Genomic DNA, 24,141 nt, shown 5'->3' on the forward strand with positions numbered 1-24,141 from the left:
AGACTACGAGATAGTCTATGAAAGAGTTGGGCATAGTTGCTGGGCGATTGTCATGGTTACACGGAATTTTTTTGGTACCAGTTCAATTGTTCTCCTATTCCAAGACCTTTAAGGGGAACTTCATAATTGTATTCGTACTGCTGAAGCTGAGGTTCAATATGTTTTCTATACACAGAGCCACCGTGCAAATACACTGTAATCCTAGAAGGTGACTCTTGTTCTCTAAATTGAGTAATAAGTTTTTGTGCCCATTCCTCTCGTTGATGATGAGTCAGAGTTTTGATAGATAAATCATAAGGATCCATGATATCGTCTGGTAATAATAGCCCGTCTTTGGCATTATAGAAATACATTCTGTCGTAGTGATGCAATGCATATTCTAACGTTTTTTGAAATAATGGGCTTTGATAAAACTCCGTAACTGGAGCTGATTTTGTACTTTTCTTTCGTGCGGTTGCTAAGAGTCCAACTTTTTCAGTCATTCTATCACTCCAAACGTGCAAATTGGCATTTACCGGTTACTTACCCTAGATTCACAAAAGTTATGCTCAAAATTTATTTTTTTTGGAAAATACATGGAAAAAGGAGCGATTTAGCATGCGTATAGATAAATTACTCGCAAATATGGGATATGGAACGAGGAAAGAAGTAAAGAAAATCCTGAAAACAGGGACAGTTAGAGTAGATGAAGTAGTAATCAAAGATGCGAAACAGCATATTGATATCGAGGAAAATGTAATAACAGTTAATGGAGAGACCGTTGAATATAGAGAGTACATTTATATTATGATGAACAAACCCTCTGGCTTTCTTTCTGCAACTGAAGATGAAGAAGAAACCGTCATTGATCTGCTTATTCCAGATGACCAAATCTTTAGTCCGTTTCCTGTCGGTAGACTCGACAAAGATACTGAAGGGTTACTAGTTATTACGAATGACGGCAAACTAGCCCATCATTTGACTTCTCCAAAGCACCATGTTCCGAAAACATATTTTGCAAGAATTAATGGACGGGTTACTGAAAAGGATGTTGAAGCATTTAAAAAAGGCGTTACGTTGGATGATGATTATAAAACAAAACCAGGGGAACTAACGATTGTTGAAGAAGGTCCAATTTCTCAAATTGAATTGACGATTCATGAAGGGAAGTTTCATCAGGTGAAGAGAATGTTTGAAGCGGTTGATAAGAAGGTTATCTATTTGCAGCGTATAAGCATGGGAGATCTCGTTCTTGATGAAGACCTAGATGTTGGAGAATACCGTGAGTTGACTGAAGAAGAAGTAGAACTCTTAAGAAAATGACCTAGAGTTTCTTTTTTGCTGGAGAACTTAATTATGAAGGTGAATAAATCAGTGGAAATCGTAGGCGGAGATTTCATCGTTCCTGAGAACTTTCCAGAAGAATTAGTAAAATAACTATCAAAAAAGCCGTGGACTAGTCCATGGCTTTTTCATGTATTAACAATGTTTTATATTCCATATTAAATCTCTAACCGACTTTTACTTTCTTGCTTGTGGTGGTCCATATTCCTCGGTTTGGGCTTTTGACTAATTCATTATAGGCCAAGACATTTAAATCTCTTTGAACTGTTCGTTGGGTAATACCAAACTCTTCAACTAACTCCGTTGTACTGACGGTACCATGCTTGCTAATAAATAAATAGATAGACTTGATACGGGTCATCATGCGATCAGTTGAAGTAATACTCAAAGAACCACTCCCTAACGTGTAATCAATGCCATACTCTTAGGATAGTTTCTCACTATTAAAACAATATGAAGGAAACGTAAAGATATACTTAATTTTCTGATGATTCCTTCGTTAAAAGATGAAAGTTTGTTTGGTTTGAGTGCTTCGTATTAAACTGGAAGTGATTTCTAGGTGTTTTGGGCAAATCCCAACTTGGTGTAATGATAAATAAGGTTTGTCCTACTTTCATAAAAAGTGTTCATATCGGCATTGTTAGTATTATAGTTATTATTCCATCTCTATTGCCAATTCCCTTTAATTTACCTGCTTACACCTCCTCTTCAAAGTTTATTTTACAATATATCGTTAAATTCGGCAAAAAATTTCATGCTTTTGTCTACATCTTCCTTCTTCTTCCTTCATTTGCTATTCTTAAGGGAGCAGGAAATAGAAAGGAGGTTTACAATGATTGTTCGGCTTTTTATAAAAAATGCATTGAAATTAAATAACTGGTTTATGTTTTATACGACCTTTACGCTAATCCTCTTGAGCACGATTATCATGAGGGTGATCGAACCTGAAACGTTTCCTACACTTTTTGACTCATTATGGTGGGTGATGACCACAGTAACGACTGTTGGGTATGGTGATTACTTTCCAGTTACAGTTGGTGGTAGGCTATACGCCATGTTTCTTTATATCGTTGGTATAGGACTATTGGGTGTGGTCATTGGGAAATTGGTTGACGGAGTAGCTGAGCTTAAAAAGAGAAAGGAGGAAGGGAAATTGAAATACCATGGTCAGAATCACATCGTTATCATAGGTTGGTCACAGAAAGCTTCGTATGCAGTAGCAGAAATTATGGAATCTGATACTTGTGAAATTGTTCTTATCGATAAGTTACCTAAAGCACCTATCATTGAAGATCACATTCATTACATAAAGGGTGATGCAGCGGAAGAAGCTGTGCTCAATAAGGCTGCGATCAAAGATGCTAAAGCAGTTCTTGTTTTCTCGGATGACTCGATACATGATCCATTGTTAGCAGATGGCAAGTCTCTAATCGTCGCGAGCTCTATTGAAAGAATGTCAACTGAAATACATACGACGGTTGAAGTGATGAAGGAAGAACACATTAAGAATTTCGCACATGTACAGGTGGATGAATTTGTTCTTTCGAATGAAGCGATCTCACGTATGGCCGTAAGAGCAGCATTCACGAAAGGGATCTCTGGCGTATATTCTCAGCTGTTGAGTAGAGGGCACGGCGAGAACTTATATGAAATTCCATTGAGAAAAGATTGGAAAATATACAGAGAAGCATTTGATGACTTATTAATACAAGGTGCAACGCTTATTGCGGATGGAAATAGAATGGACATCAACAGAAGACTTGAAGAAAAAATACCTGCTAACGCGAAATTATTTGTGATTTGTGACAAGGCTGTTTATGAAAAATTGATCAGAAAGGAGAGAAATTCGTGATGGAAGTGAATTGGACAGAGGAAGTATTGAAAAGAAAAGAAGAGCTGCTATCTGACCTAACTGGTCTTCTTGAAATTGAAAGTGTATTGAACGAAGAAGAAAGCAATGAAGAAGCACCATTTGGTTATAAGGTACGGGAAGCACTAGATTACATGCTTAAACTAGGAGAGCGGGATGGCTATCAAACGAAAGATGTTCAACATGTAGCAGGGCATCTTGAGTTTGGAGATGGGAAAGAGTCTATAGGCATTCTATGTCATGTAGATGTTGTACCAGCTGGTAGTGGATGGACGAGCCCCCCTTTTAAACCTGAAACAAGAGAAGGAAAACTTTTCGCTCGAGGAGCGATCGATGACAAGGGTCCTACAATCGCGGCTTACTGGGCAATGAATATTGTTAAAGAGCTATGTCCATCGCTATCAAAGCGAGTCCGTATGATTATTGGAACGGATGAAGAAAGTTCATGGCGCTGTGTTGATACGTACTTTAAGAAAGAAGAAATGCCGTTGATGGGATTTGCACCAGATGCCGTCTTTCCAATCATCTATGCAGAAAAAGGAATTGCTGATTTTGAATGGGAATTTCCTACAATGGAAACAGAGAGACATGATCTTGTTCTTCAATCGTTCACTGCCGGTGAACGATTGAATATGGTGCCAGATCTAGCTAATGCAGTATTAGTTGGTGAGGGAAAAGTACTTTCGAAATTAAAAAGAGAATTTGAAGCACATATTTCACAAAAACAATTGAATGGTACTGCTTCACTTGGAGAGTCACTTGTACTCGAGTTAGAAGGTGTTTCCGTACATGGCTCGAAACCTGAGCAAGGAAATAATGCTGCATTCAGACTTGCGGAATTCCTTTCTGGTCTTGGCCTTGATTCAAGCGGGGCTAATTATCTTGATTTTATTACCAGGTGGTTGATCGATGACTTTTCTGGTAAGAAATTCGGGGTAGATGTTGAGGATGATATTACAGGTGCACTAACGATGAACGCGGGGACGTTCTCTTACAAAACTTCAGCCAGAGGTAAAATTGGAATCAACCTTCGCTATCCGGTTACATGTGACTTTGATGAGGTGAAATCTACCTTTGATAAAGTTACAGGTCCAGAGGATATAGAGATGAACATAATCGATCATATGACACCACATCATGTGCCTGAAAATCATGAATTGGTGAAGAAACTTCAAAGAGTATACGAAAAGCAAACTGGGGATGTTGCAGAGCTTCTTTCAATCGGTGGGGGCACTTATGCCCGTTCATTAGATGCGGGAGTAGCGTTTGGAGCGTTATTTAAAGGGAAGCCTCAACTCGCCCACCAAAAAGATGAATATGTAGAGATTGAAGATTTGTTAAGAGCAGCTGCGATTTATGCAGAAGCTATTTATGAACTAGCAAAATAATGAAGAAACGCCATGGCAGTCTTCCTGCCATGGCGTTTTGGTTTATAGCGAACTAAACAAGTCACTAGATAAATATCTTTCGCCGGAATCACATGTCATCGTCACGACAACTTGATCTGGCGAGAGACGTTCTGCTACTGTCATAGCTGCGTAAACCGCAGCACCAGATGAAGGTCCAACAAGAAGTCCTTCTTCGCTTGCAAGCTTACGGGTAACCTCGTATGCTTGCTCATCTTTGATCTGGATGATTTCATCATAGATTGATGTGTTAAGAATATCCGGAATGAAACCTGGACTCGTTCCAACAAGCTTATGCTTTCCAGGTTTCCCTCCAGACAGTACCGGAGACCCTTCTGGCTCAACCACATGAACAGTCATATCAGGGTAATGTTCTTTTAGAACTTCACCTGTGCCGGTTACAGTTCCACCTGTGCCTGCAGTAGAAACAAAAGCGGCAGGCTTAACTCCTAATTCTTTCATTGCTTCAATTATTTCTAATGCTGTCGATGTTCTATGGGCATCAGGATTAGCCGCATTTTCAAATTGCATCGGGATGAAGCTGTTTTCAATCGTTTCAGCTAACTCCTTAGCTTTTTGGATTGCGCCTGGCATTTTCTCAGATGATGGAGTAAGTACTACTTTTGCACCGTAAGCTTTAAGAAGCTTAATACGTTCTTCTGTAGCGTTGTCAGGCATAACGATGATGGCAGGATAACCACTAGCAGCTGCATTCATAGCAAGTCCAATTCCTGTATTACCTGATGTAGGTTCAATGATTGTAGACCCAGGTTTAAGGAGACCTTTTTCTTCCGCAGTTGCAATCATATTATGAGCCGCGCGGTCTTTTACGCTTCGGCTAGGGTTGAAATATTCAAGTTTGGCATAAATTTTGGCGCCATCTGGATTAGGAACCCTGTTTAACTTAAGAAGTGGCGTGTTTCCAATTAGTTCAGCCATATTTTCATAAATCATATGTCCACATCCTTTTCTAATTTCTATAAAAGTTTATCTTTATCCAATAAAAGGTTAAAGTATAATATAAACTTCTGTCGGTAATCTCACTCTGCTTTATACTGTTCCCTATTATACCAAATGATAAAGTATAGGAATAAGAAGTCGGCTCAAAAGATAAATGCAAGAAGATTCGGTTTTTTGGTAGAATAAAATCAAACCTAAAGGAGTGGGGTAGGTTTATGAGTACCCATTATTTCATAGCAATTTCAGTTGAGGGGCTCAATTCGGAATTGAAAACAGTACAACAAACGTTAGATACATCTCTATTTAAACATATTGTTCATCCAGAAGACTTCCATATTACGCTGATGTTCCTTGGAAAGGCTACTGAAGAACAGTTGAGTGATTTAGGTACACGTCTAAAGGAAATAACTAGAAATATAAAGCCATTTGAAATTATCCCTAAAGGAATCGGTGTATTTGGTAAACAATCACAGCCCAGGGTTTTGTATGTAGATGTTGAAAAGGGCAAGAGTCTCGAGCGGCTCCACGGTTTGGTTATCGAGTCCTGTGAAGCCGCTGGTTTTAAAAGAGATCCACGAGAGTATCGCCCACATATAACTATTGCTAAGAAGTGGAAAGATCCTGAAAAGCACATAGGACGTAATATGCCAGAGATCAAGAAGGAAACCCATGAGATTTCAAGTATCGAACTCTATCGAGTAGCTCCATTAGAGAAACCAAGGTATAAGTGTGTTGAACGTTATGAATTCCAAAAGTAATCTGTTAATCACGTGCCTACAGTTAGGATTATTGTTTGGATTTTACTTGGTGGGAGTTTTTATTCAAAAGTATTTTGACCTACTGATTCCAGGAAGTGTTTTAGGGATGGTGCTCCTATTAATTTGCCTTTATTCAAGGGTGCTACCTGAACAATGGATTTCAAAGGGGGCAACATTCTTGTTAAACCACCTTCCGCTTTTTTTTATACCTGTTACGGTAGGAATAATGAATCATCTCGGTTTCTTTACTGGAAAAAGTCTATGGTTAATTCCGATAGTACTAGTAAGCACCTGGTTTATTATGATCACAACTGGCTGGATTGGTCAGACTCTTGTTAATCGAAAGGGTTAACCTCATGTTTATTTTACAAGCAATATTTTGGTTTTTGTTTACAATCGTGATTTATGTTGTTTTGAATCGTATCTATCAAATAATGCCTTATCCATTTCTAATTCCCATCCTCACAGGGACTGCATTACTAGTGATCATACTTTCTACGATGAATATTTCTTATGATACATATTTTAGTGGTGGAAGGGTCATCGATGCATTTTTGGGTCCTGCAATCGTAGCTCTTGCTTATCCACTCTATAAACAAAGGGAACTTCTAAAGCGATACAAAAAAGAACTGCTTTCAACAGTGTTGTATGCTAGTTTATTAGGAATTCTATCTGGTTATTGGCTGACCATGTTGTTTGGATTTGAAGAAGTAATCACTTCTTCTTTTGTTCCGAAGAATGTGACAACACCTGTCGCTATGGAGGTAGCAAGAATGATTGGTGGAGAACCAGCACTTGCAGTGATTTTCGTCATGATTGCTGGAATAGGTGGGGCAGTAACAGGTCCGTGGGTCCTAAAGCAATTCAATATCTCCAACTTCCTTGGAATCGGAATGGCCTTAGGTGCTGCCTCACACGCTATTGGTACAGCAAAGGCACTTGAATATGGTCAAGAAGAAGCCGCGGTTAGTTCGATAGGTATGAGTCTTTGTGCATTATGTGTATCGATCATAGCTCCTATTTTAATAAATTGGCTATAAGAAGTTGTGCCTAAAACTGTCACGTTTCCTAAAGAGTAATAAGATATTGTGTAAACACCTTTGTAAAGGATGGGTTTGATGAGAAATCACTCTAATTATCATACAGATAGTCACGCATTTACAGCTTATTGGGATGATTTCAATGTCATAACGGTAATGGTCGAAGAAGGTATAAATAATCATCAAGCCTTCACTTTAACGGACGGTCACTTAGATATCAATCTAGAGATAAATGGCGATTTCAAGCTTGGGAAGAAACGAGTGGTCTCGCTATTGACAGATGTGGACTACATTCCAGGGACAGAATACTACCTCCGACATTCTAGTGGTGAGGAATCCCTAGTCCTAACAGGAAAAGTAGTTCGAACGAAAGGCTTTGATGAGAGGTATCATTATGAAGGAGAGCTTGGAAATTTCATAACGAAAAAAGGTACCTTATTCAAGGTTTGGGCGCCTACTGCATCAAACGTTGTCGTAAATATTTACAATGATTTGTTTCAAAAAGTGAATGAACTTCCAATGATTCATCAGGAAAGAGGACTCTGGGAGTGTGAAGCAGGTGGGCATGGAGAAGGGACGTTATACACGTATAGTGTGAGAGTGAACGGAAGCATGAAAGAAGTGGTCGATCCCTATGTGAAAGCAGCTACATCCAATTGCAAATTTGGAATGGTTGCTGACCTTGCGAAAACGAACCCTTCGAATTGGGATCCTACAATCAAACCGGCACATGCTAAATCCTCTGATTCGATTATTTATGAGTTACACGTAAGAGATTTTAGTATCCAATCGAAAAGTGCTTTGAAATACAAGGGGAAATACAAAGCATTCACTGAAGAGTTACCAGATAAGGAGGGGATTCCGCAAGGGCTTAACTATATTAAGTGGTTAGGGGCAACCCATGTAGAGTTATTGCCAATTATGGATTTTGGCAGTGTAGACGAGATGAAGGCAGATCCTCAATATAACTGGGGGTATGACCCTATCCATTACTTCGTGCCAGAAGGTAGTTACTCAACAGATTCACACCATCCCTATACGAGAATACGTGAAGTGAAAGAAATGATCAGAGCGATCCACAATAAAGGTCTACGAGTTGTTATGGATGTGGTTTACAATCACGTATACCACCTTGAGGCTTCAAACCTTGAGAAGCTCGTTCCTGGTTATTATTTCCGCTATGACCATGGGGGGAGACCATCTAATGGAACTGGTGTGGGGAACGATACAGCCTCAGAAAGAAGGATGATGAGAAAACTAATCCTCGATTCAGTCACATATTGGGCTAAAGAATTTGGAATTGATGGCTTCCGATTTGATTTAATGGGCATTCATGATAAAGAAACGATGAAAGAAGTGCGTTATGAAATCGACTGTATCGATCCAACAATTCTGCTATTTGGTGAGGGATGGCACTTAAACACGATCCTACCTGACTATCGCAAGGCTACAATTTCTCATGCAAAGGAATTACCGAGAATCGGTTTCTTTAATGACCGTTTCAGAGATTCAGTCAAAGGGAAGTTATTCGATACTCATTCATCTGGATTTGCAACTGGAAATTTCTCAGTTAAAGAAGATGTAAAGAAGTGTATAATGGGGAGTGTTGATGATTATTTTATTACGGCCTCTCAATCGATCAATTATGTAGAGTGTCATGATAATCACACGTTATGGGACCGTTTAAGTAGGAGTCACCCTCATTCAAGCGAGGAGAGTAAGCAACAGATGCATCGTCTCGCTTCAGCCATCACGATTCTTTCTCAAGGTATTCCATTCCTTCATGCTGGACAGGAGTTTTTCAGAACAAAGAACGGTGTTGAGAATAGTTATAAATCTCCAGACCGAGTCAATAAGTTTGACTGGAGAAGAATGAGGGCTGTGAAAGAGAATGTTACATATATAAAAGGACTTATCGAAATTAGAAAGTATTTTTCGGCACTACGAATGTCCGAGATTCATGAAATGCATAGCATTCAGTTTCTTGATTCACCGGACTCGACAATCGCTTATCGTATTTCTCAAGAAAATAGCGGAGAAACCATCGTCGTTGTTCATAACGCTGGTCATCATTCTGAATGGATTTATATCGGTGAAGGTGAGAAGTGGATACTAGCTGATGGCATTCAAGCAGGTGTCGATCCACTGGATAAAACGCACGATACCTCAATCTTTGTAGCTCCTCTAAATACTGTTGTATTAATTAAGGTCGAATAAAAACATGAAGAATTTATTAACCTGTGTTATAATTTTTTATTCGTAGGCGGTTTTGAACAACGTCCAGAGATTCTGCCGCCAAAGCAGAGATCAAAACTTCCAGAATCTACAAACTAACAGAAATCGAAGGTGAATTTGTTGGAGAACATTTTAGGCGAAGGTTGGCAGGTGACCCCTGCTGGCGGAGCGACAGGTGAAGCATACTTAGCTCAATATGGAGACGAGAAACTATTCCTTAAGAGGAACTCCTCGCCTTTTCTGGCTGTTTTGTCGGCGGAAGGAATTGTACCGAAGCTTCTCTGGACTAAGCGACTTGAGAATGGGGACGTCATTACAGCTCAGAAATGGCTTCCAGGAAGAGAACTGAAGGCATTTGAGATGAAAAAACCTCGAGTAGCAAAGCTGCTAAGGAAAATTCATCGTTCTTCAGAACTTCTTAGGATGTTACATCGTCTAGGGAAAAAGCCTCTGTCTCCGGATGTCATTTATAACGACTTGATACAGAAATTTGAGGGTCATTATAGAAATGATGTAGAAGTTGAGAGTGCTTTAACATACCTAGCTTCAAATAAAGATAATCTTGATCACGTAGAAAAAGTGGTATGTCATTGTGACGTTAATCATAATAATTGGATGTTCAGTGATGAAGGGAATTTATACTTGATCGATTGGGATGGTGCGGTTGTAGCGGACCCTGCTTTAGATATTGGAATGCTTCTTTATTGGTACGTACCAAAAAATGAATGGGGAGACTGGTTAAGCCATTACGGTTTGTCAGTAACCCAAGGGCTCAGAAAAAGAATGTATTGGTATGTTCTTGCTCAAACGCTCCTATCCATTTATTGGTACGACTACAAAGGTCTTTATGGTGAAGTAGAATATTGGAAAAGAGATCTATTGAATTTAAATAAAAATCGACTTATTGATAATGATTGATCGTTTCAACCCACTGGCTTAAGTTAGGCTGGTGGGTTTCTATATGATTTAATAAATCAACTTGCTGTGCTCCAGTTGAACTATACTCTTCGATTTGCTCTAAAATCTGTTTGATCTCCGGTGCGATACCCTGGTTTTGTTTCAACAATTTTGTAAGTCTCTGAACTTGTTCACACTCAGAAGCAGTGCCAGCACAATCAGTTTGGTGGTTAGTCAAAATGTCAGCTAAGATCGTGAGCTGATGTTGATGGGTAAGTGGCATGTTCATTCCTCCTAAATTAATTCTAATTAGTAGGATTACAATAACCACGCCTTATTATGTAAGAAAATAAAAAACACGGACCAGTATTGTCCGTGACAGCTTGTAGAGAAACGTTACTTTTGCGCTCCCAATAACGTAGGAATTTGAATACCGCTTGCTTTCCTGCGGACGAACGTCCAAGCCTACTCGGGAAAAAAAGGTTCACTCTGGGGTCTCGGTCGCGCGTTCTTCCGCGGGAGTAAAGCGGTATTCACTCCTACTAGATCGTGGTCCACACAAACGAAATACTCCGTCCATCAATCTAACTAGACAAGAAAAACTCATCTAAACTACGTAGATTGGAGCGGAAATCAACTCCCACTTTCAAGGAAGCAACACGAACCGATTCTGTCCGTGTGTTACTTTGTATCTCCTTTTGCTCCCCATCCGAATAGTGCAAGGACAGATAAGGTGATAACGATCCAGGGTGCCCACATAATTAGAAAGTGTTCCATGATACAACTCCTCCTGCTTATCAATATCTTTAGTACAAGATAACATAGATAGCGTGTAATTACCTTTTTGAGACCTTCCTATTCCCACAATTTCATGGTAAAATGTCGAATGTGTGAAATGCGATAGGGAATTAAGGAAGTGAAAGTATGCGTCAACGTAATAAACCTTGGGCAGAGGATATGTTTGCTGAAAACCCTGAGCTAGTACCATCCACTCCTACTGAGAGGAAAGGCAAATGGTGCGAGGTATTTGGAAACAATAACCCAATCCATTTGGAAGTTGGAACAGGTAAAGGGCAGTTTATCATTGGAATGGCAAAGCAGAATCCTGATATAAATTTTATTGGTATTGAATTATCGGCAAGTGTAATGGTTTCCGCTTTAGAAAAGCTAATTGAGGAAAACATCACAAATGTCCGTCTACTAAATGAGAATGCTCAGGATTTAACCGAACTATTCAATGAAAATGAATTGAATCGAATTTATTTGAATTTTTCTGATCCTTGGCCAAAAAACAGACATGAAAAAAGGCGCTTAATGTACCGGTTATTCTTAGATTTATACAAGACTGTTATGAAACCAAAGTGTGAGGTTCATTTCAAGACGGATAACCAGGGACTCTTTGAGTATGCACTTCACAGCTTTTCAAAATATGGAATGGTGCTTCATGAAGTGAGTCTGGATTTGCATAATAGCGACTTTGAAAAGAATGTCATGACTGAATATGAAGAGAAATTCTCATCAAAGGGCAGCAGGATTTACCGTTGTGTTGCTCAGTTTCGATAGAAGAACCGCATAGAAATCGGTTCTTTTTTTAATTTTCGTTTGAAAGCGCTTACTGTTAGTGAGAAAATAAATCAATAACATGTAGGTGAAAGGAGAGCGTCATGGAAAAGTTTCAGTTGGGATCATTAACGATTAGGTGGTTAAGAGGTGGAGTTACTCACATGGACGGGGGCGCAATGTTTGGCGTTGTACCAAGACCACTTTGGAGCAAAAAATATCCGGTTAATGAGCGAAACCAGATCGAGCTCAGAACCGATCCACTCTTAGTGCAATGGCAAGGAAAGAATATTCTAATTGAATCAGGTATAGGGTCTGGGAAACTGTCAGATAAGCAGAAAAGAAATTATGGTGTTAATGAAGAATCCGAAGTTAAAAGCTGTTTAGCTGAGCTTTCGCTGTCGGTGGAAGACATTGATATTATTTTGATGACGCATCTGCACTTCGATCATGCGTGCGGACTTACAGAGCCTGAAGGTGAAGGGTATAAATCCGTCTTTCCGAATGCGACCATCTACACATCAGAGGTTGAATGGAATGAAATGAAAAACCCGAATATTCGTTCCAAGAATACATATTGGAAAGAGAATTGGGAAGCTGTTGAGAATCAAGTCCGAACGTTTCAAGAAGCTTTGGAAGTGTTGCCTGGCTTAAAGATGCATCATACAGGGGGGCACAGCGATGGTCATTCAATCATTACGATGGTTGAAGACGGACAAATACTGATTCATATGGCAGATTTGATGCCAACACATGCACATGCTAATCCACTTTGGGTACTGGCTTATGATGATTATCCAATGACATCGATCTATGCGAAGGAAAAGTGGATCAAGGAAGCAGTTCATGACAAGGCGTGGTTTATCTTTTATCACGATGCAAGTTACCGTGCGCTTAAGTGGAATGAGGCTTATGAGATTGTAGATGAAGTTAAAAGAGAAAAGTAATAAGGAAATGGGCTGCAGCTTATGCAGTCTTTTTTTTAGTTTGAAACAACTATGCTGAACACTTACTGAACTTTTTTGGTTGTTTATGAATTTATTTGAATGAAAATGATTGATTTTTGAAAGTGCTTACAATATAATGAGTTTATAGAAAAGATCAGAGAGAAGGTGAACATGTGCTAACAGCGGAACGCCATTTCATCATATTACAAGTTTTAAAAGAGCAAGGTAATGCCACTGTTCACGAACTAAGCGAAGTAACGGGAGCATCGATCTCTACAATTCGGCGCGATCTTGTTCAGCTTGAGGAATCGGAGAAGCTAAAGCGAGTCCACGGAGGTGCAACTCAATATAGAACAAAATGGACTGAGCCTTCCCTTAACGAAAAGTCCTCGCAGAACTTAATCGAAAAAACGAGTATTGCAAGACATGCAGCAGGACTCGTTGAAGAGGGAGACTGCATCTTTCTTGATGCTGGTACTACTACTCAAAAGTTAGCAGAACACCTTACAAGCAAGAACCTTATAGCAGTTACAAATGGCTATCAAGTAGTGGATACACTTCTTTCTAAAGGAATCACCACCTATTTGATAGGGGGTAAACTCAAAGCTAATACAGGTGCAATGATCGGTGGGAAAGCACTTGAAAGTATTGCGACTTACCGTTTTGATAAAAGCTTTATCGGGATCAACGGTATACACGAATCTTTCGGTTACACAACTGCTGATCCTGAGGAAGCTATTATAAAGAAAACTGCGATTGAATTATCAAGAGAGTCTTATGTAATAGCAGACCATACAAAAATTGGAGAGACTGCTTTTAGTAAAGTAGCCGATCTGCACGAATGTACGATTATTACTAGTCATTTCACTGAACCGAATTTAACTAAAATCAGTGAACAAACAACAATAGAAGTGGTGAAGTTATGATTTATACCGTGACATTAAATCCGTCAGTTGATTATATAGTAGGCTTAGCTAATTTTGAGGCAGGTCAAGTTAACATTGTCGATCAAGACAAGAAATTCGCAGGAGGAAAAGGGGTCAATGTATCTAGGGTTCTCCATAAGTTGGGATACGAATCAAGAGCCCTAGGATTTGTTGGAGGTTTTACTGGAGAGTTTATCGAGACAGCACTGACAGAAGAAGGCTTATCTCCTCGTTTTATTAAAGTGGAAGGGGATACGAGAATCAACATAAAGTTGAAAGCAGATGTGGAAACAGAAATAAATGGACTTTCCCCGAATATTGATGAGTCGTCTCTTGCGACGTTGTATGGACAACTTTCTGAACTGAAATCTGGTGACATCGTTGTATTAGCTGGAAGCGTACCGTCGAGCATACCTTCTTCTATTTATTCAAGAATTATTGAATCACTTCCTCAAGGTGTCGAGACAATTGTTGATACAAAAGGAGCTGCTTTAAAAGAAGTCGTTGATTCAAAACCATTCTTAGTCAAACCGAATCATCATGAGCTCGGCGAATTCTTTGGAGTCCAGATTACTTCAATTGAAGAGGCGATTTCATACGGTAGACAGCTTCGGGAATTTGGTGCACAGAATGTCATCATTTCACTCGCTGAGAAAGGCGCTGTCTTCTTGTCATCACAAGGTGATTTTGTAGGAAATGCTCCTAAGGGGAAAGTCAGAAACTCTGTAGGAGCAGGTGATTCTGTAGTCGCTGGGTTTCTTAGCACATATCTGAGTACAAGAAATTTAAAGGATGCATTCCACACAGGTATCGCTGCTGGTAGCGCGAGTGCTTTTTCAAATGACTTTTGCTCTAAAGAAGATATTGAAACATTGAAGACACAAATAATTGTAAGTTCCATATAAGAAAGGGGAGAGTATTGGGATGAAGATAACAGAGCTATTAACAAAAGAAACGATGATTCTTAATCTTGCATCGAAATCGAAAGATGAGGTTATCGAGGAGCTGACTGAGAAGCTTGATCGTGCGGGGAATTTAAATGATGTAAAGGGATTTAAAGAAGCCATCCATAAGCGCGAAAAAGAAAGCACGACTGGTATTGGAGAAGGAATTGCGATTCCTCATGCGAAAACTTCCGCTGTGAAAAGACCTGCTATCGTATTTGGTCGCTCTGATGAAGGAATCAATTATGAATCTTTAGATGGTCAACCTGCTCATTTATTCTTTATGATTGCGGCTACTGAAGGCGCAAATCAAACTCATCTTGAGGCTCTTTCAAGACTTTCATCGTTTCTTATGGATAATGAATTTCGAAGCGTTCTAATCAACGCAAAATCTACTGATGAAATCTTGAGCGCTTTTGATTCCAAAGAGGAAGAGCAGGAAGAGGATGAAGTTGCTGAAGATCCAGCTCATAATACAAGATTATTAGCGGTTACAGCTTGTCCAACGGGTATCGCACATACTTATATGGCTGCTGATGCATTAAAATCTAAAGCTGCTGAGCTGGGTTATTCACTAAAAGTTGAAACCAATGGTTCAGGAGGCGTGAAAAACAAGTTAACCGACCAAGATATTAAAGAAGCGGATGGGATTATCGTTGCGGCTGATACAAAAGTTGAAATGGAACGTTTTAAAGGCAAGAAGGTTATCGAAGTACCTGTTGCAGAGGCAATAAGAAAACCTGAAGAACTTCTAAAACGTTCAGCTAATGGTGAGGCTGAAGTATATAATAGCTCCCGTTCATTTGAAGATGAAGTCAACGAGAAGAAGCAAGAGAAAAAAGGAAAACAACCAGTATTTTATAAACACTTGATGAACGGTGTATCGAACATGTTACCTCTTGTTGTTGGTGGTGGTATCTTAATCGCGCTATCGTTTATATTCGGAATCAATGCTGCAGATCCTGAGGATCCAAGTTACAATGCGTTTGCTGCTGCATTAAGTACGATTGGTGGAGGTAACGCGTTTGCCCTTATGATCCCAGTACTAGCAGGTTTCATTGCAATGAGTATTGCAGATCGACCTGGTCTAGCTCCTGGTCTAGTAGGTGGTTTGATGGCATCGACTAACGGAGCGGGCTTTCTTGGAGGGCTAATCGCTGGTTTCCTTGCAGGTTATGCTGTACTTTTACTAAAAAAACTATTTTCGGGTCTTCCACAATCTTTGGAAGGGATCAAACCTGTTCTGTTATATCCGCTTTTTGGTATCTTTATCACAGGCATGATTATGATGTATGTTGTCATTGAACCGGTACAAGCAATGAACACTGGGTTAGAAAGCTGGTTAGGTGGTCTTGGCACGACGAACAAGTTACTTCTAGGCTTAATCCTTGGTGGGATGATGGCTGTAGACATGGGGGGACCAATTAACAAAGCAGCATTTACTTTTGGAATCGCGATGATCGATGCAGGAAACCTCACTTATCACGCTGCAATCATGGCGGGGGGTATGACACCTCCATTAGGATTGGCACTAGCAACAACAATCTTTAAAAAGCGTTTTAACAAAACAGAAAGAGAAGCAGGGAAAGTTGCTTATGTAATGGGTGCATCGTTTATTACCGAGGGTGCTATTCCATTCGCCGCAGCTGATCCAGGACGCGTAATTCCTTCTATTATTGTAGGGTCATCAGTTGCAGGGGCGTTAACGATGCTCTTTAACATTGCGTTGCCAGCTCCCCACGGAGGCGCATTCGTTATGTGGTCTGTAAACAATATTTCTGTTCAGCATATTCTTCTTTATATTCTTGCCATTGTGATTGGTACGATCGTTACCGCACTGATGGTAGGTATCCTGAAAAAATCTAAACCACAGGTATCATAATAATGAGAAGCTTCTTAAGCTGTCGAGAAAATAAATCTCGACAGCTTTTCTTTGTTAGCAGCCGCTTTTATCCAGTTTTTGTAATAAAATGAGTTGGGATGAGGTCGTGTGAGAAGCGATGAGACTGCATATAAGCGCATCTCGTTCATGCAAATGCGTCCCAGGTGTGAATGATAGCGTTTTCACTAACTATCTTGTACAAATGCTTTTTAATTCCCTTATAACGGTTGAAGCGTATAAGAAGCAGTGTTAGTATAAATGACCGTAGACGAAATGTCAGATGATTTGTCGGAAATTCAAAGGAGGAAATCATGCTACAGAATAAAACCGTAACGTTTATCGGAGCGGGTTCAATGGCAGAAGCAATGGCAGCAGGAATGATCGAATCGGGTACAATTGAACCTGAACGAATTATTATGACGAATAGAAGCAATGAAGAAAGACGTCAGGAACTTATGGAAAATCACGGAGTTCTAGCGACGCAAAGTATAGAATTCGCTGTACGTGAAGCGGATGTTGTAATTTTGGCTATGAAACCTAAAGATATTGAAAAAGCACTTAAGGGAATTGAAGAATATATTACAAATGAACAGTTACTATTGTCTGTTTTAGCTGGTGTTCCATCGGCCTTTATCGAAGAAAGCTTAGAAGGCGAGCAACCAGTTATTCGTGTGATGCCTAATACTTCTAGCATGATTGGAAAATCAATTTCTGCACTTGCTGCAGGAGAATATGTGGATGAAGAGCAAATTACAATGGCAAGAGCTCTTATCCGCTCAATTGGAGATACAGTTGTCATTAAAGAGGAACAAATGGATGTATTTACTGGAGTTGCAGGGAGTGGACCAGCATATATCTATTATGTGATCGAAAGCCTAGAAAAAGCCGCTATTGAAGGTGGACTAGAGGAAGAAACGGCACGAAAGATGGCTGTTCAAACCGTACTAGGTGCTGGAATGATGGCAGAACAGTCGGAGAACTCTCCTTCTGAACTTAGAAAGAAAGTCACTTCACCAAACGGTACAACACAAGCAGGACTTGAAGCATTGTATGAGAATGGTGGAGGAGATGCATTTCTAGAAGCTGTTCGAAACGCTGCAGTACGTTCAAAAGAAATTAGCAGCCAATTTGATGAAGAAGATGAGAAAAAACCAGTTATGCAATAACCTAAAGAGGACCGGATTTTCCGGTTCTTTTTTTGTGAGAAACAGATTTCTTCTATTTGTTGTGGTTATTTTTGGGAGATGTTACAGTATGTTCATTTCTAAAAAATGTTAGTAGAATAATAGACAAAATATGATATGATAATAATTGGATGATTTGTAGTTGGAAGGAGGAAATAATGATGAAAAAAGGGATTTTTGCTCTTATTTTAGCTCTTTTAGTCGCATTTCCGTTTGCAGGTACAGCTGTTCATGCTGAAGCAAATGTCAGCGATAAGGTAGAGAAGGGTCTCACTAGTTATCTTGGTGAAGAACATTATGACTATCACAAAGGGTCTTTATCTATTGAAGAATCAGATAGCTTTGAAGTAAGTAGTTCAGCAGATAAGGAATTTAGTCAGGTAACGATGGTGCTTGTAGAATACCAAACTGTTCGTGATAATATCTTTTTTGAAGATCACACAGAGGTGCTTTTCTACGATACAGAGGCTAACGCTGTCATTCCTGATTCAAAGGTACTTGATTTAGACCAAGCGAAAGAATTTAAAGATGGTCATGCTGAAGAAACGGGTTCTCATTTGCATATGGGAGTTGTCTTGTTCCTTCACGCTCTTATGATCATAATCCCACTCCTTATTGTTCTAGTATTCATTAAAGGCTGGTATTCAACTCTTGGATTTAAATTACAGAACAATGTATACGATACGAACACAACATTTTAAGACGAAATAAAGTTAAGCCCTCTACTAAATTAGTAGAGGGCTTAATTTTATTGTTTTTGAAGTTCTACGATTGTACCTGTGTTTGCATCAACCATGAAATCCATCTGCTCTAGTCTTCCTTCTTTTTCGCAGGTTAACCCACCAGAATATACTGTGAAAGGTACATCGAACTTATTGATCGAATCAGTTTTCATGTGAATCCAAGATCCTTTGACAGCATATGAGTTTTTAACCGCTTCTTTAACAGATTTTAGAGCCTTTTCAGGCGGAATAGCTGATTTTTTGCATGTTGTCATGGAGGTAGCTACCATAGCAGCCCCTGCTCCGATAAGTGCGCCAAGTAGCACATCTCTCATTTTCATTATTTTTCATTCTCCTTTCTGTTCACGTCTAATATGTTTCCTCTTTCAGTATATCTGAAGATGATACATGTACCAACTACTTAAGCTGAAAATTCAAACGACTAGCAACACAATATGGAATTCGATACAATGAAAGAGGTACATATCGCAGAGAGGAGATACATATATGAATAAAGAAACGCTTTCCCTATTCAAAACGTTAACTGAGCTCCAAGGAGCTCCAGGATTTGAGCATGATATAAGGAAGTTTGTGAAAGGTGAAATTAACAAATACACAGATGAAGTGATTCAAGATAACCTTGGTAGTGTGTTTGGTGTGAAACGTAGTGAGAAAAAGGGACCGAAAATTATGGTTGCTGGGCACATGGATGAAGTTGGATTTATGGTGACTTCTATTACTGAGAATGGCATGTTGCGTTTTCAAACTCTTGGTGGATGGTGGAGTCAAGTCTTACTTGCTCAGCGCGTACAGGTAATGACTACAGATGGACCAATTCCAGGTGTTATTGGCTCGATCCCTCCACACCTTTTAGACGAAGCGAAGCGTCAAAAGCCAATGGCAGTGAAAGATATGTTAATCGATATCGGTGCTGATAATAAGGAAGATGCTGAAAGAATCGGAGTCCGCCCAGGTCAACAAATTGTTCCGGTTTGTCCATTTACTCCAATGGCTAATAACAAGAAAATTATGGCGAAAGCATGGGACAATCGTTATGGAGTTGGACTAGCCATTGAACTTTTAAAGGAAATGCAGCATGAAGAGTTACCGAATGAACTTTATTCTGGTGCTACAGTACAAGAAGAAGTAGGGCTTCGAGGAGCACAAACAGCAGCGAATCTCATTGCTCCAGACTTGTTCTATGCATTAGATGCAAGTCCGGCGAATGATATGACCGGCGATAAAAGTGAATTTGGTCAACTTGGAAAAGGAGCACTGCTTCGTATATACGACCGTTCAATGGTAACTCATCAAGGGCTACGAGATTTTGTTCTCGATACTGCTGAAAGTAACGACATACCTTATCAATATTTCATTTCTCAAGGTGGAACAGATGCAGGTAGAGTTCACTTATCGAATAATGGTGTACCTTCAGCGGTCGTTGGTATTTGCTCAAGATATATTCATACGTCTTCATCAATCATTCATGTTGATGATTATGCCGCTGCAAAAGAATTACTATTCAAGTTGGTAAGAACTACAGATCAAAATGCAGTTGATCAGATTAAAAGTAGAGTATGAAGAAAAGGAGCCGATGGGCTCCTTTTTCATTCGTAGTAATTACGATAAGGAGGATGTTTGATGAAGAAAGTTGCTGTAGGTTCTATGAATCCAGTAAAGGTAGATTCCGTTCAATCCTTAACTACATATGAAGTATTAGGATATAAGGTCCCCTCTGGCGTTTCAGAACAACCCTGGGGTGATAAAGAGACGATATTAGGTGCAAAGCAACGAGCCTTTGCAGCTTTAGAAAAAGGTGAGGCCGATATTGGAATAGGTTTAGAAGGCGGTGTGCACCAGATTGGTCAAGATCTATTCGTCTGTAATTGGGGTGTACTTGTTGACCGTGATGGAAACGAAGTTGTTGCGGGTGGAGCTCGCTTTCCTTTACCCGAGGAAATCAAGCGGAGGTTAATGAAAGGAGAAGAACTAGGCCCGGTAATGTCCGATTTTGCTAGCCGAGAAAATGTGAATCAAAAAGAAGGCGCCATCGGAATAGTCACGAAGGGCGCCATCTCAAGGACTGCCATGTATGAGCATATTGTAACGTTGCTTTTTGGACAATATAATTTTTATCGGAATTAATCAGTTTCAAATAGATAGGATAATGCCTGAAGAGCTTGTTCAGGAGTTTCTACAACAACCTGTGCTTTATTAGCCAGTTCTTTAAGGGGATGGTGTAGTGATTCGGGTCTGATAAGAATAAGAGGCTTTTGAAGTGCAACAGCTGTTGCTGCATCCATTGCGCTATTCCATTGCTTATATTTTTCACCAAATAATGCGATTACCACATCAGATTTACCGAGCAGTACCTGTGTTCGAAAGTTATTAATTTCTGAGGCTGCTTCGTCTTTGAAAATGGCATTCGGTTGTTCACCTTTAATTTCTTCTCCAATATTATCTGAGCGATCATGGTTTTCCATTGGTCCTACAAAAGAAATGGGGAGGTCCATTTTCTTTGATTTCACTTTCAACTCATCGCGCCAGTCATCGTGTATTTGTCCTGCTAAGTATACCGTAAGTTCCATTTGTAACGCCTCCTCTAGTTAGTAACGCTGTTATTGTAGCATAATCACCTTGTTTGTTCCCAATTATTTGAATTAAGAAACGATTCGATTTCACCAGCGTTATCCTTACGAAATTGTGTATACTAATGATTGAAGATTATTGGAGGGAGAAAGAAATGAAGAGATTATTGGAAAGAAAAGGTGTCTCACTTTCGCCACGAATCTATTTCGTTACTGCGCTTAGTTACATGGCTCTTGGTTTGTTTTCTTCACTTATTATTGGATTAATATTAAAAACGATTGGAGAACAAGTTGCTTGGGCCTCCTTTCTTATACCTATAGGAGAATTAGCAATGAGTCTGATGGGTCCTGCTATTGGAGTGGCTGTTGCTTATGGGTTAGGAGCACCCCCGCTTGTCTTATTTGCCTCGTTATTAGCTGGGGCAGCTGGTGCAGAACTTGGAGGTCCAGCTGGCAGTTATGTTTCTGCAATAATTGCTGCCGAGTTTGGTAAACTTGTATCGAAATCAACAAAGCTTGATATTATCATAACGCCTATGGTCACCATTTTTGCTGGATTTGGAACAGCAGCTTTGGCTGGTCCTGGCATAAATACATTCATGCAAAATTTCGGTTCACTAATTATGTGGGCTACTGAACAACGTCCGGTAATCATGGGAATTATCGTAGCGGTTTTGATGGGATTAGCGCTTACAGCCCCGATTTCTAGTGCTGCAATCGCCATCATGCTAGGCTTAGAAGGAATCGCAGCTGGTGCAGCCACAATCGGTTGTGCTGCACAGATGATTGGATTCGGTGTTAGTAGCTATAGGGAAAATGGCTTTGGAGGTTTTATTGCTCAGGGTATAGGAACGTCTATGCTTCAAGTAGCTAATATTGTAAAGAATCCATGGATACTACTTCCTCCAACTTTAGCGGGCGCGATTCTAGCACCTGTGGGAAGTGGCTGGATTGGCATGCTCAATAACCCTCCAGGAGCAGGTATGGGGACGAGTGGGTTTGTTGGCCAAATCATGACCATCAATGTAATGGGAGCGAGTTATGACATCTGGGGTGCAATCCTTCTTTTGCATATTATTGGACCAGCTTTGATTAGTTTGATAATATCCGAGTTAATGAGGAAAAAAGAATTAATTAAGTTCGGAGATATGACAATATCGACTGAGTGATTATAGGAGGATAAAGAAATGAAGACATTCGAAAAACATGAAGAGTATGTAAAAGCTATGAAAGAAGGAAAATCAGTTTTCTTATTTTCTGCTGACTGGTGTCCTGATTGCAGAGTAATCGAGCCATTTCTTCCAGAGCTCGAACAAGATCATAGTGAATTAACTTTTTACTATGTAGATCGAGATGAACATATCGAACTGTGTCAGGAATTAAACGTTTTTGGAATTCCTAGCTTTGTTGCATTTAACGAAGGCGAAGAAACAGGACGTTTTGTGAGCAAGCAACGAAAAACTCGTGACGAGATCGAGGAATTTCTATCTAGTGTTAAATAAGGAAGAACAGAGCTATGTTAATCATAGCTTCAGTTTGTAGAAAAACCTGATTATTGTGTTCCCTATGCCGTAGGAGTTTGAATACCACAAGATTCCTGTGGACGAACGCCCGAGCCTCCTCGCGGACAAAAAGCCGTCCACTCCGAGTCTCGAACGCCCGTTTTCCACGGGAGTCAAGTGGTCTTCACTCCTACTAGGTTGTAATCAATCAAAGCAAACTTTCCGAATGATTATTATTTAAGTTGTTCTCTGTTTTATTTCTCTAGAAGTAATTTAATTTGCTTTTGTCTTGTTTTCAAAACCACATATCAATGTTGATTGGAGCGGAAGGATGCTCGACTCCTGCGGGACGTGCGGGACAGGTGAGACCCCACAGGAGCGTTTTGAAAGCGACGAGGAGACTCACCGCCCGCCCCGCGGAAAGCGAGCATCCTGAAGCGGAAATCACTACCATATCCGTGGCGAATGGTCCTTAATACTTCCTCGACAACCTGGAGCTATGTTAATCATAGCTTTGTTTTTGTCTATAGAACTTTCGTGGTATCATAAAGTGACAACTCTTATTGAATTTGCAGGGTGGTGAAATAATGGAACCGAAAGATTTACGAAAATTGCTCGAAACGCGACTACAACATGATGACCGTGAACTTACATATAACCAAGAAGATGAAAAACTACGAATCGAAACGAAGACTTCAGGAAAAGGTATGAGTCTTTCATTGAATGGGCTAGCTGCAAAATATGATGAACGCAAAGAGACCCTCCTGGACGAAATTGTTCATCATGTAGAAGAAACGTTGAAAGCAATGAATGACAATCAGCAATTGAGTGGAAGTGAAAGTAACATTTTCCCTGTTATCAGATCTGCTTCATTCCCTTCAGAAACTGAAGCGGGTGTATCTCTCGTATATGATGAACACACAGCAGAAACGAGAATTTACTATGCTCTTGATCTTGGCAAATCCTATCGTTTGATCGACCAGGATTGGCTTGAAAAAGAAGGGATGACGAAAGAAACGCTTCAAGAAGTTTCGAAGTTTAACGTGCGTAGTCTATCGACTGATATGAAAACTGATTCAGTTGCAGGCTGTACCTTTTACTTTATAAATACAAATGATGGCTATGACGCAAGTCGTGTGCTAAACCATTCTTTATTGGAGCATATGTCTTCAAAAGCGAAAGGTGAATTAGCTGTAGCCATTCCACATCAGGATGTTTTGATCTTTGCTGATATTGAAAATGAGCGCGGCTATGATGCCCTTGCACAGCTAACGATGCACTTTTTCTCAAATGGACTTGTGCCTGTAACAGGACTACCTTTCATTTATGAAGATGGCAGGTTAGAACCAGTCTTTATCCTTGCTAAAAATAAACCTAAAGAAGATCAATAACCTAAA

General features: G+C 39.8%; 27 protein-coding genes. 20 read left to right on the forward strand and 7 right to left on the reverse strand.

Annotation, left to right across the window (positions count from 1 at the left end):
* Positions 1-56 precede the first annotated feature (56 nt).
* Positions 57-482 carry a DUF6884 domain-containing protein gene (locus SJY16_RS05565; protein WP_377888107.1) on the reverse strand — a complete coding sequence of 142 codons (426 nt, stop codon included), beginning with the start codon at positions 480-482 and terminating at the stop codon, positions 57-59.
* A gap of 115 nt (positions 483-597) precedes the next feature.
* On the opposite strand from SJY16_RS05565, the gene SJY16_RS05570 reads away from it, so the two are divergent.
* Complete coding sequence (locus SJY16_RS05570) at positions 598-1,302, forward strand: pseudouridine synthase (RefSeq protein WP_377888108.1); 705 nt, start codon at positions 598-600, stop codon at positions 1,300-1,302.
* A 187-nt stretch (positions 1,303-1,489) separates the two neighbouring features.
* Here the strand turns inward: SJY16_RS05570 and SJY16_RS05575 are convergent, their stop codons facing one another.
* Positions 1,490-1,687 carry a DeoR family transcriptional regulator gene (locus SJY16_RS05575; protein ID WP_377892074.1) on the reverse strand — a complete coding sequence of 66 codons (198 nt, stop codon included), beginning with the start codon at positions 1,685-1,687 and terminating at the stop codon, positions 1,490-1,492.
* A 390-nt stretch (positions 1,688-2,077) separates the two neighbouring features.
* On the opposite strand from SJY16_RS05575, the gene SJY16_RS05580 reads away from it, so the two are divergent.
* Together SJY16_RS05580 and pepV are read left to right on the forward strand one after the other, a co-directional pair.
* On the forward strand, positions 2,078-3,175 hold the full coding sequence (locus SJY16_RS05580) for a potassium channel family protein (RefSeq protein WP_377888109.1): 1,098 nt from the start codon (positions 2,078-2,080) through the stop codon (positions 3,173-3,175).
* Entirely contained in the window at positions 3,172-4,581 is a 1,410-nt protein-coding gene (gene pepV, locus SJY16_RS05585; RefSeq protein ID WP_377888110.1) for a dipeptidase PepV, read from the forward strand. Before SJY16_RS05580 ends, pepV begins: the two co-directional genes overlap by 4 nt.
* 42 nt (positions 4,582-4,623) lie before the next feature.
* Here the strand turns inward: pepV and cysK are convergent, their stop codons facing one another.
* Positions 4,624-5,553, reverse strand: coding sequence for a cysteine synthase A (cysK, locus tag SJY16_RS05590; protein WP_377888111.1), 930 nt, complete (start codon positions 5,551-5,553; stop codon positions 4,624-4,626).
* A gap of 221 nt (positions 5,554-5,774) precedes the next feature.
* Between cysK and thpR the strand changes: the two genes are divergently transcribed.
* The 5 genes from thpR to SJY16_RS05615 all read left to right on the forward strand — a co-directional run bounded on the left by thpR (position 5,775) and on the right by SJY16_RS05615 (position 10,510).
* A complete protein-coding gene (thpR, locus tag SJY16_RS05595) occupies positions 5,775-6,317 on the forward strand; it encodes an RNA 2',3'-cyclic phosphodiesterase (RefSeq protein WP_377888112.1) in 543 nt (180 codons plus the stop codon).
* A complete protein-coding gene (locus tag SJY16_RS05600; protein WP_377892076.1) occupies positions 6,301-6,669 on the forward strand; it encodes a CidA/LrgA family protein in 369 nt (122 codons plus the stop codon). Before thpR ends, SJY16_RS05600 begins: the two co-directional genes overlap by 17 nt.
* Before the next feature lie 4 nt (positions 6,670-6,673).
* Positions 6,674-7,357 carry an LrgB family protein gene (locus SJY16_RS05605; RefSeq protein ID WP_377888113.1) on the forward strand — a complete coding sequence of 228 codons (684 nt, stop codon included), beginning with the start codon at positions 6,674-6,676 and terminating at the stop codon, positions 7,355-7,357.
* 78 nt (positions 7,358-7,435) lie between these two features.
* Positions 7,436-9,574, forward strand: coding sequence for a type I pullulanase (gene pulA / locus SJY16_RS05610; protein WP_377888115.1), 2,139 nt, complete (start codon positions 7,436-7,438; stop codon positions 9,572-9,574).
* Positions 9,575-9,712: 138 nt separating this feature from the next.
* Positions 9,713-10,510, forward strand: a complete 798-nt coding sequence (locus tag SJY16_RS05615; RefSeq protein ID WP_377888116.1) for a phosphotransferase — start codon at positions 9,713-9,715, stop codon at positions 10,508-10,510.
* On the opposite strand, the gene SJY16_RS05620 is transcribed toward SJY16_RS05615, so the two are convergent.
* Both SJY16_RS05620 and cydS read right to left on the reverse strand, forming a co-directional pair.
* Positions 10,494-10,772 (reverse strand): YtzH-like family protein, encoded by a 279-nt coding sequence (locus tag SJY16_RS05620; RefSeq protein ID WP_377888117.1) that lies wholly within the window; start codon positions 10,770-10,772, stop codon positions 10,494-10,496. The genes SJY16_RS05615 and SJY16_RS05620 overlap by 17 nt on opposite strands.
* Positions 10,773-11,170: 398 nt before the next feature.
* Positions 11,171-11,266 (reverse strand): cytochrome bd oxidase small subunit CydS family protein, encoded by a 96-nt coding sequence (gene cydS / locus SJY16_RS05625; protein WP_377888118.1) that lies wholly within the window; start codon positions 11,264-11,266, stop codon positions 11,171-11,173.
* Positions 11,267-11,413: 147 nt separating this feature from the next.
* Between cydS and trmB the strand changes: the two genes are divergently transcribed.
* The 7 genes from trmB (at position 11,414) to SJY16_RS05660 (ending at position 18,633) form a co-directional block, all read left to right on the forward strand.
* A complete protein-coding gene (trmB, locus tag SJY16_RS05630) occupies positions 11,414-12,052 on the forward strand; it encodes a tRNA (guanosine(46)-N7)-methyltransferase TrmB (RefSeq protein ID WP_377888119.1) in 639 nt (212 codons plus the stop codon).
* A gap of 101 nt (positions 12,053-12,153) precedes the next feature.
* Positions 12,154-12,996 carry a YtnP family quorum-quenching lactonase gene (locus tag SJY16_RS05635; protein WP_377888120.1) on the forward strand — a complete coding sequence of 281 codons (843 nt, stop codon included), beginning with the start codon at positions 12,154-12,156 and terminating at the stop codon, positions 12,994-12,996.
* A 173-nt stretch (positions 12,997-13,169) separates the two neighbouring features.
* Complete coding sequence (locus SJY16_RS05640) at positions 13,170-13,922, forward strand: DeoR/GlpR family DNA-binding transcription regulator (RefSeq protein ID WP_377888122.1); 753 nt, start codon at positions 13,170-13,172, stop codon at positions 13,920-13,922.
* Positions 13,919-14,827 (forward strand): 1-phosphofructokinase, encoded by a 909-nt coding sequence (gene pfkB / locus SJY16_RS05645; protein ID WP_377888123.1) that lies wholly within the window; start codon positions 13,919-13,921, stop codon positions 14,825-14,827. The genes SJY16_RS05640 and pfkB overlap by 4 nt, the downstream gene beginning before the upstream one ends.
* Before the next feature lie 19 nt (positions 14,828-14,846).
* Positions 14,847-16,748, forward strand: a complete 1,902-nt coding sequence (locus SJY16_RS05650) for a PTS fructose transporter subunit IIABC (RefSeq protein ID WP_377888124.1) — start codon at positions 14,847-14,849, stop codon at positions 16,746-16,748.
* Between the two features lie 311 nt (positions 16,749-17,059).
* A complete protein-coding gene (proC, locus tag SJY16_RS05655; RefSeq protein ID WP_377888125.1) occupies positions 17,060-17,914 on the forward strand; it encodes a pyrroline-5-carboxylate reductase in 855 nt (284 codons plus the stop codon).
* Positions 17,915-18,090: 176 nt separating this feature from the next.
* Positions 18,091-18,633 (forward strand): hypothetical protein, encoded by a 543-nt coding sequence (locus SJY16_RS05660; protein ID WP_377888126.1) that lies wholly within the window; start codon positions 18,091-18,093, stop codon positions 18,631-18,633.
* 47 nt (positions 18,634-18,680) lie between these two features.
* Here SJY16_RS05660 and SJY16_RS05665 read toward each other — a convergent pair whose 3' ends face one another.
* A complete protein-coding gene (locus SJY16_RS05665; RefSeq protein ID WP_377888127.1) occupies positions 18,681-18,995 on the reverse strand; it encodes a hypothetical protein in 315 nt (104 codons plus the stop codon).
* Positions 18,996-19,161: 166 nt separating this feature from the next.
* Between SJY16_RS05665 and SJY16_RS05670 the strand changes: the two genes are divergently transcribed.
* On the forward strand, positions 19,162-20,235 hold the full coding sequence (locus SJY16_RS05670) for a M42 family metallopeptidase (protein WP_377888128.1): 1,074 nt from the start codon (positions 19,162-19,164) through the stop codon (positions 20,233-20,235).
* Positions 20,236-20,295: 60 nt separating this feature from the next.
* Positions 20,296-20,799: a DUF84 family protein gene (locus SJY16_RS05675; RefSeq protein ID WP_377888129.1), complete on the forward strand. Its 504-nt coding sequence runs from the start codon at positions 20,296-20,298 to the stop codon at positions 20,797-20,799.
* Here SJY16_RS05675 and SJY16_RS05680 read toward each other — a convergent pair.
* The gene (locus tag SJY16_RS05680) at positions 20,796-21,242 is read right to left on the reverse strand and encodes a YtoQ family protein (protein WP_377888130.1); all 447 of its coding nucleotides are present in this window, start codon (positions 21,240-21,242) and stop codon (positions 20,796-20,798) included. The genes SJY16_RS05675 and SJY16_RS05680 overlap by 4 nt on opposite strands.
* Positions 21,243-21,397: 155 nt before the next feature.
* Here SJY16_RS05680 and SJY16_RS05685 point away from each other — a divergent pair, with 155 nt between their 5' ends.
* From SJY16_RS05685 to SJY16_RS05695, 3 genes are all read left to right on the forward strand, one after another.
* Entirely contained in the window at positions 21,398-22,411 is a 1,014-nt protein-coding gene (locus SJY16_RS05685) for a PTS sugar transporter subunit IIC (RefSeq protein ID WP_377888131.1), read from the forward strand.
* Positions 22,412-22,429: 18 nt separating this feature from the next.
* The gene (locus SJY16_RS05690; RefSeq protein ID WP_377888132.1) at positions 22,430-22,744 is read left to right on the forward strand and encodes a thioredoxin family protein; all 315 of its coding nucleotides are present in this window, start codon (positions 22,430-22,432) and stop codon (positions 22,742-22,744) included.
* 587 nt (positions 22,745-23,331) lie between these two features.
* A complete protein-coding gene (locus SJY16_RS05695; protein ID WP_377888133.1) occupies positions 23,332-24,135 on the forward strand; it encodes a DUF1444 domain-containing protein in 804 nt (267 codons plus the stop codon).
* The last annotated feature ends 6 nt before the right edge of the window (positions 24,136-24,141 follow it).

Origin of the sequence: Alkalihalobacillus sp. R86527, assembly GCF_042466185.1 — a bacterium.
Taxonomy (GTDB): Bacteria; Bacillota; Bacilli; order Bacillales; family Guptibacillaceae; genus Guptibacillus.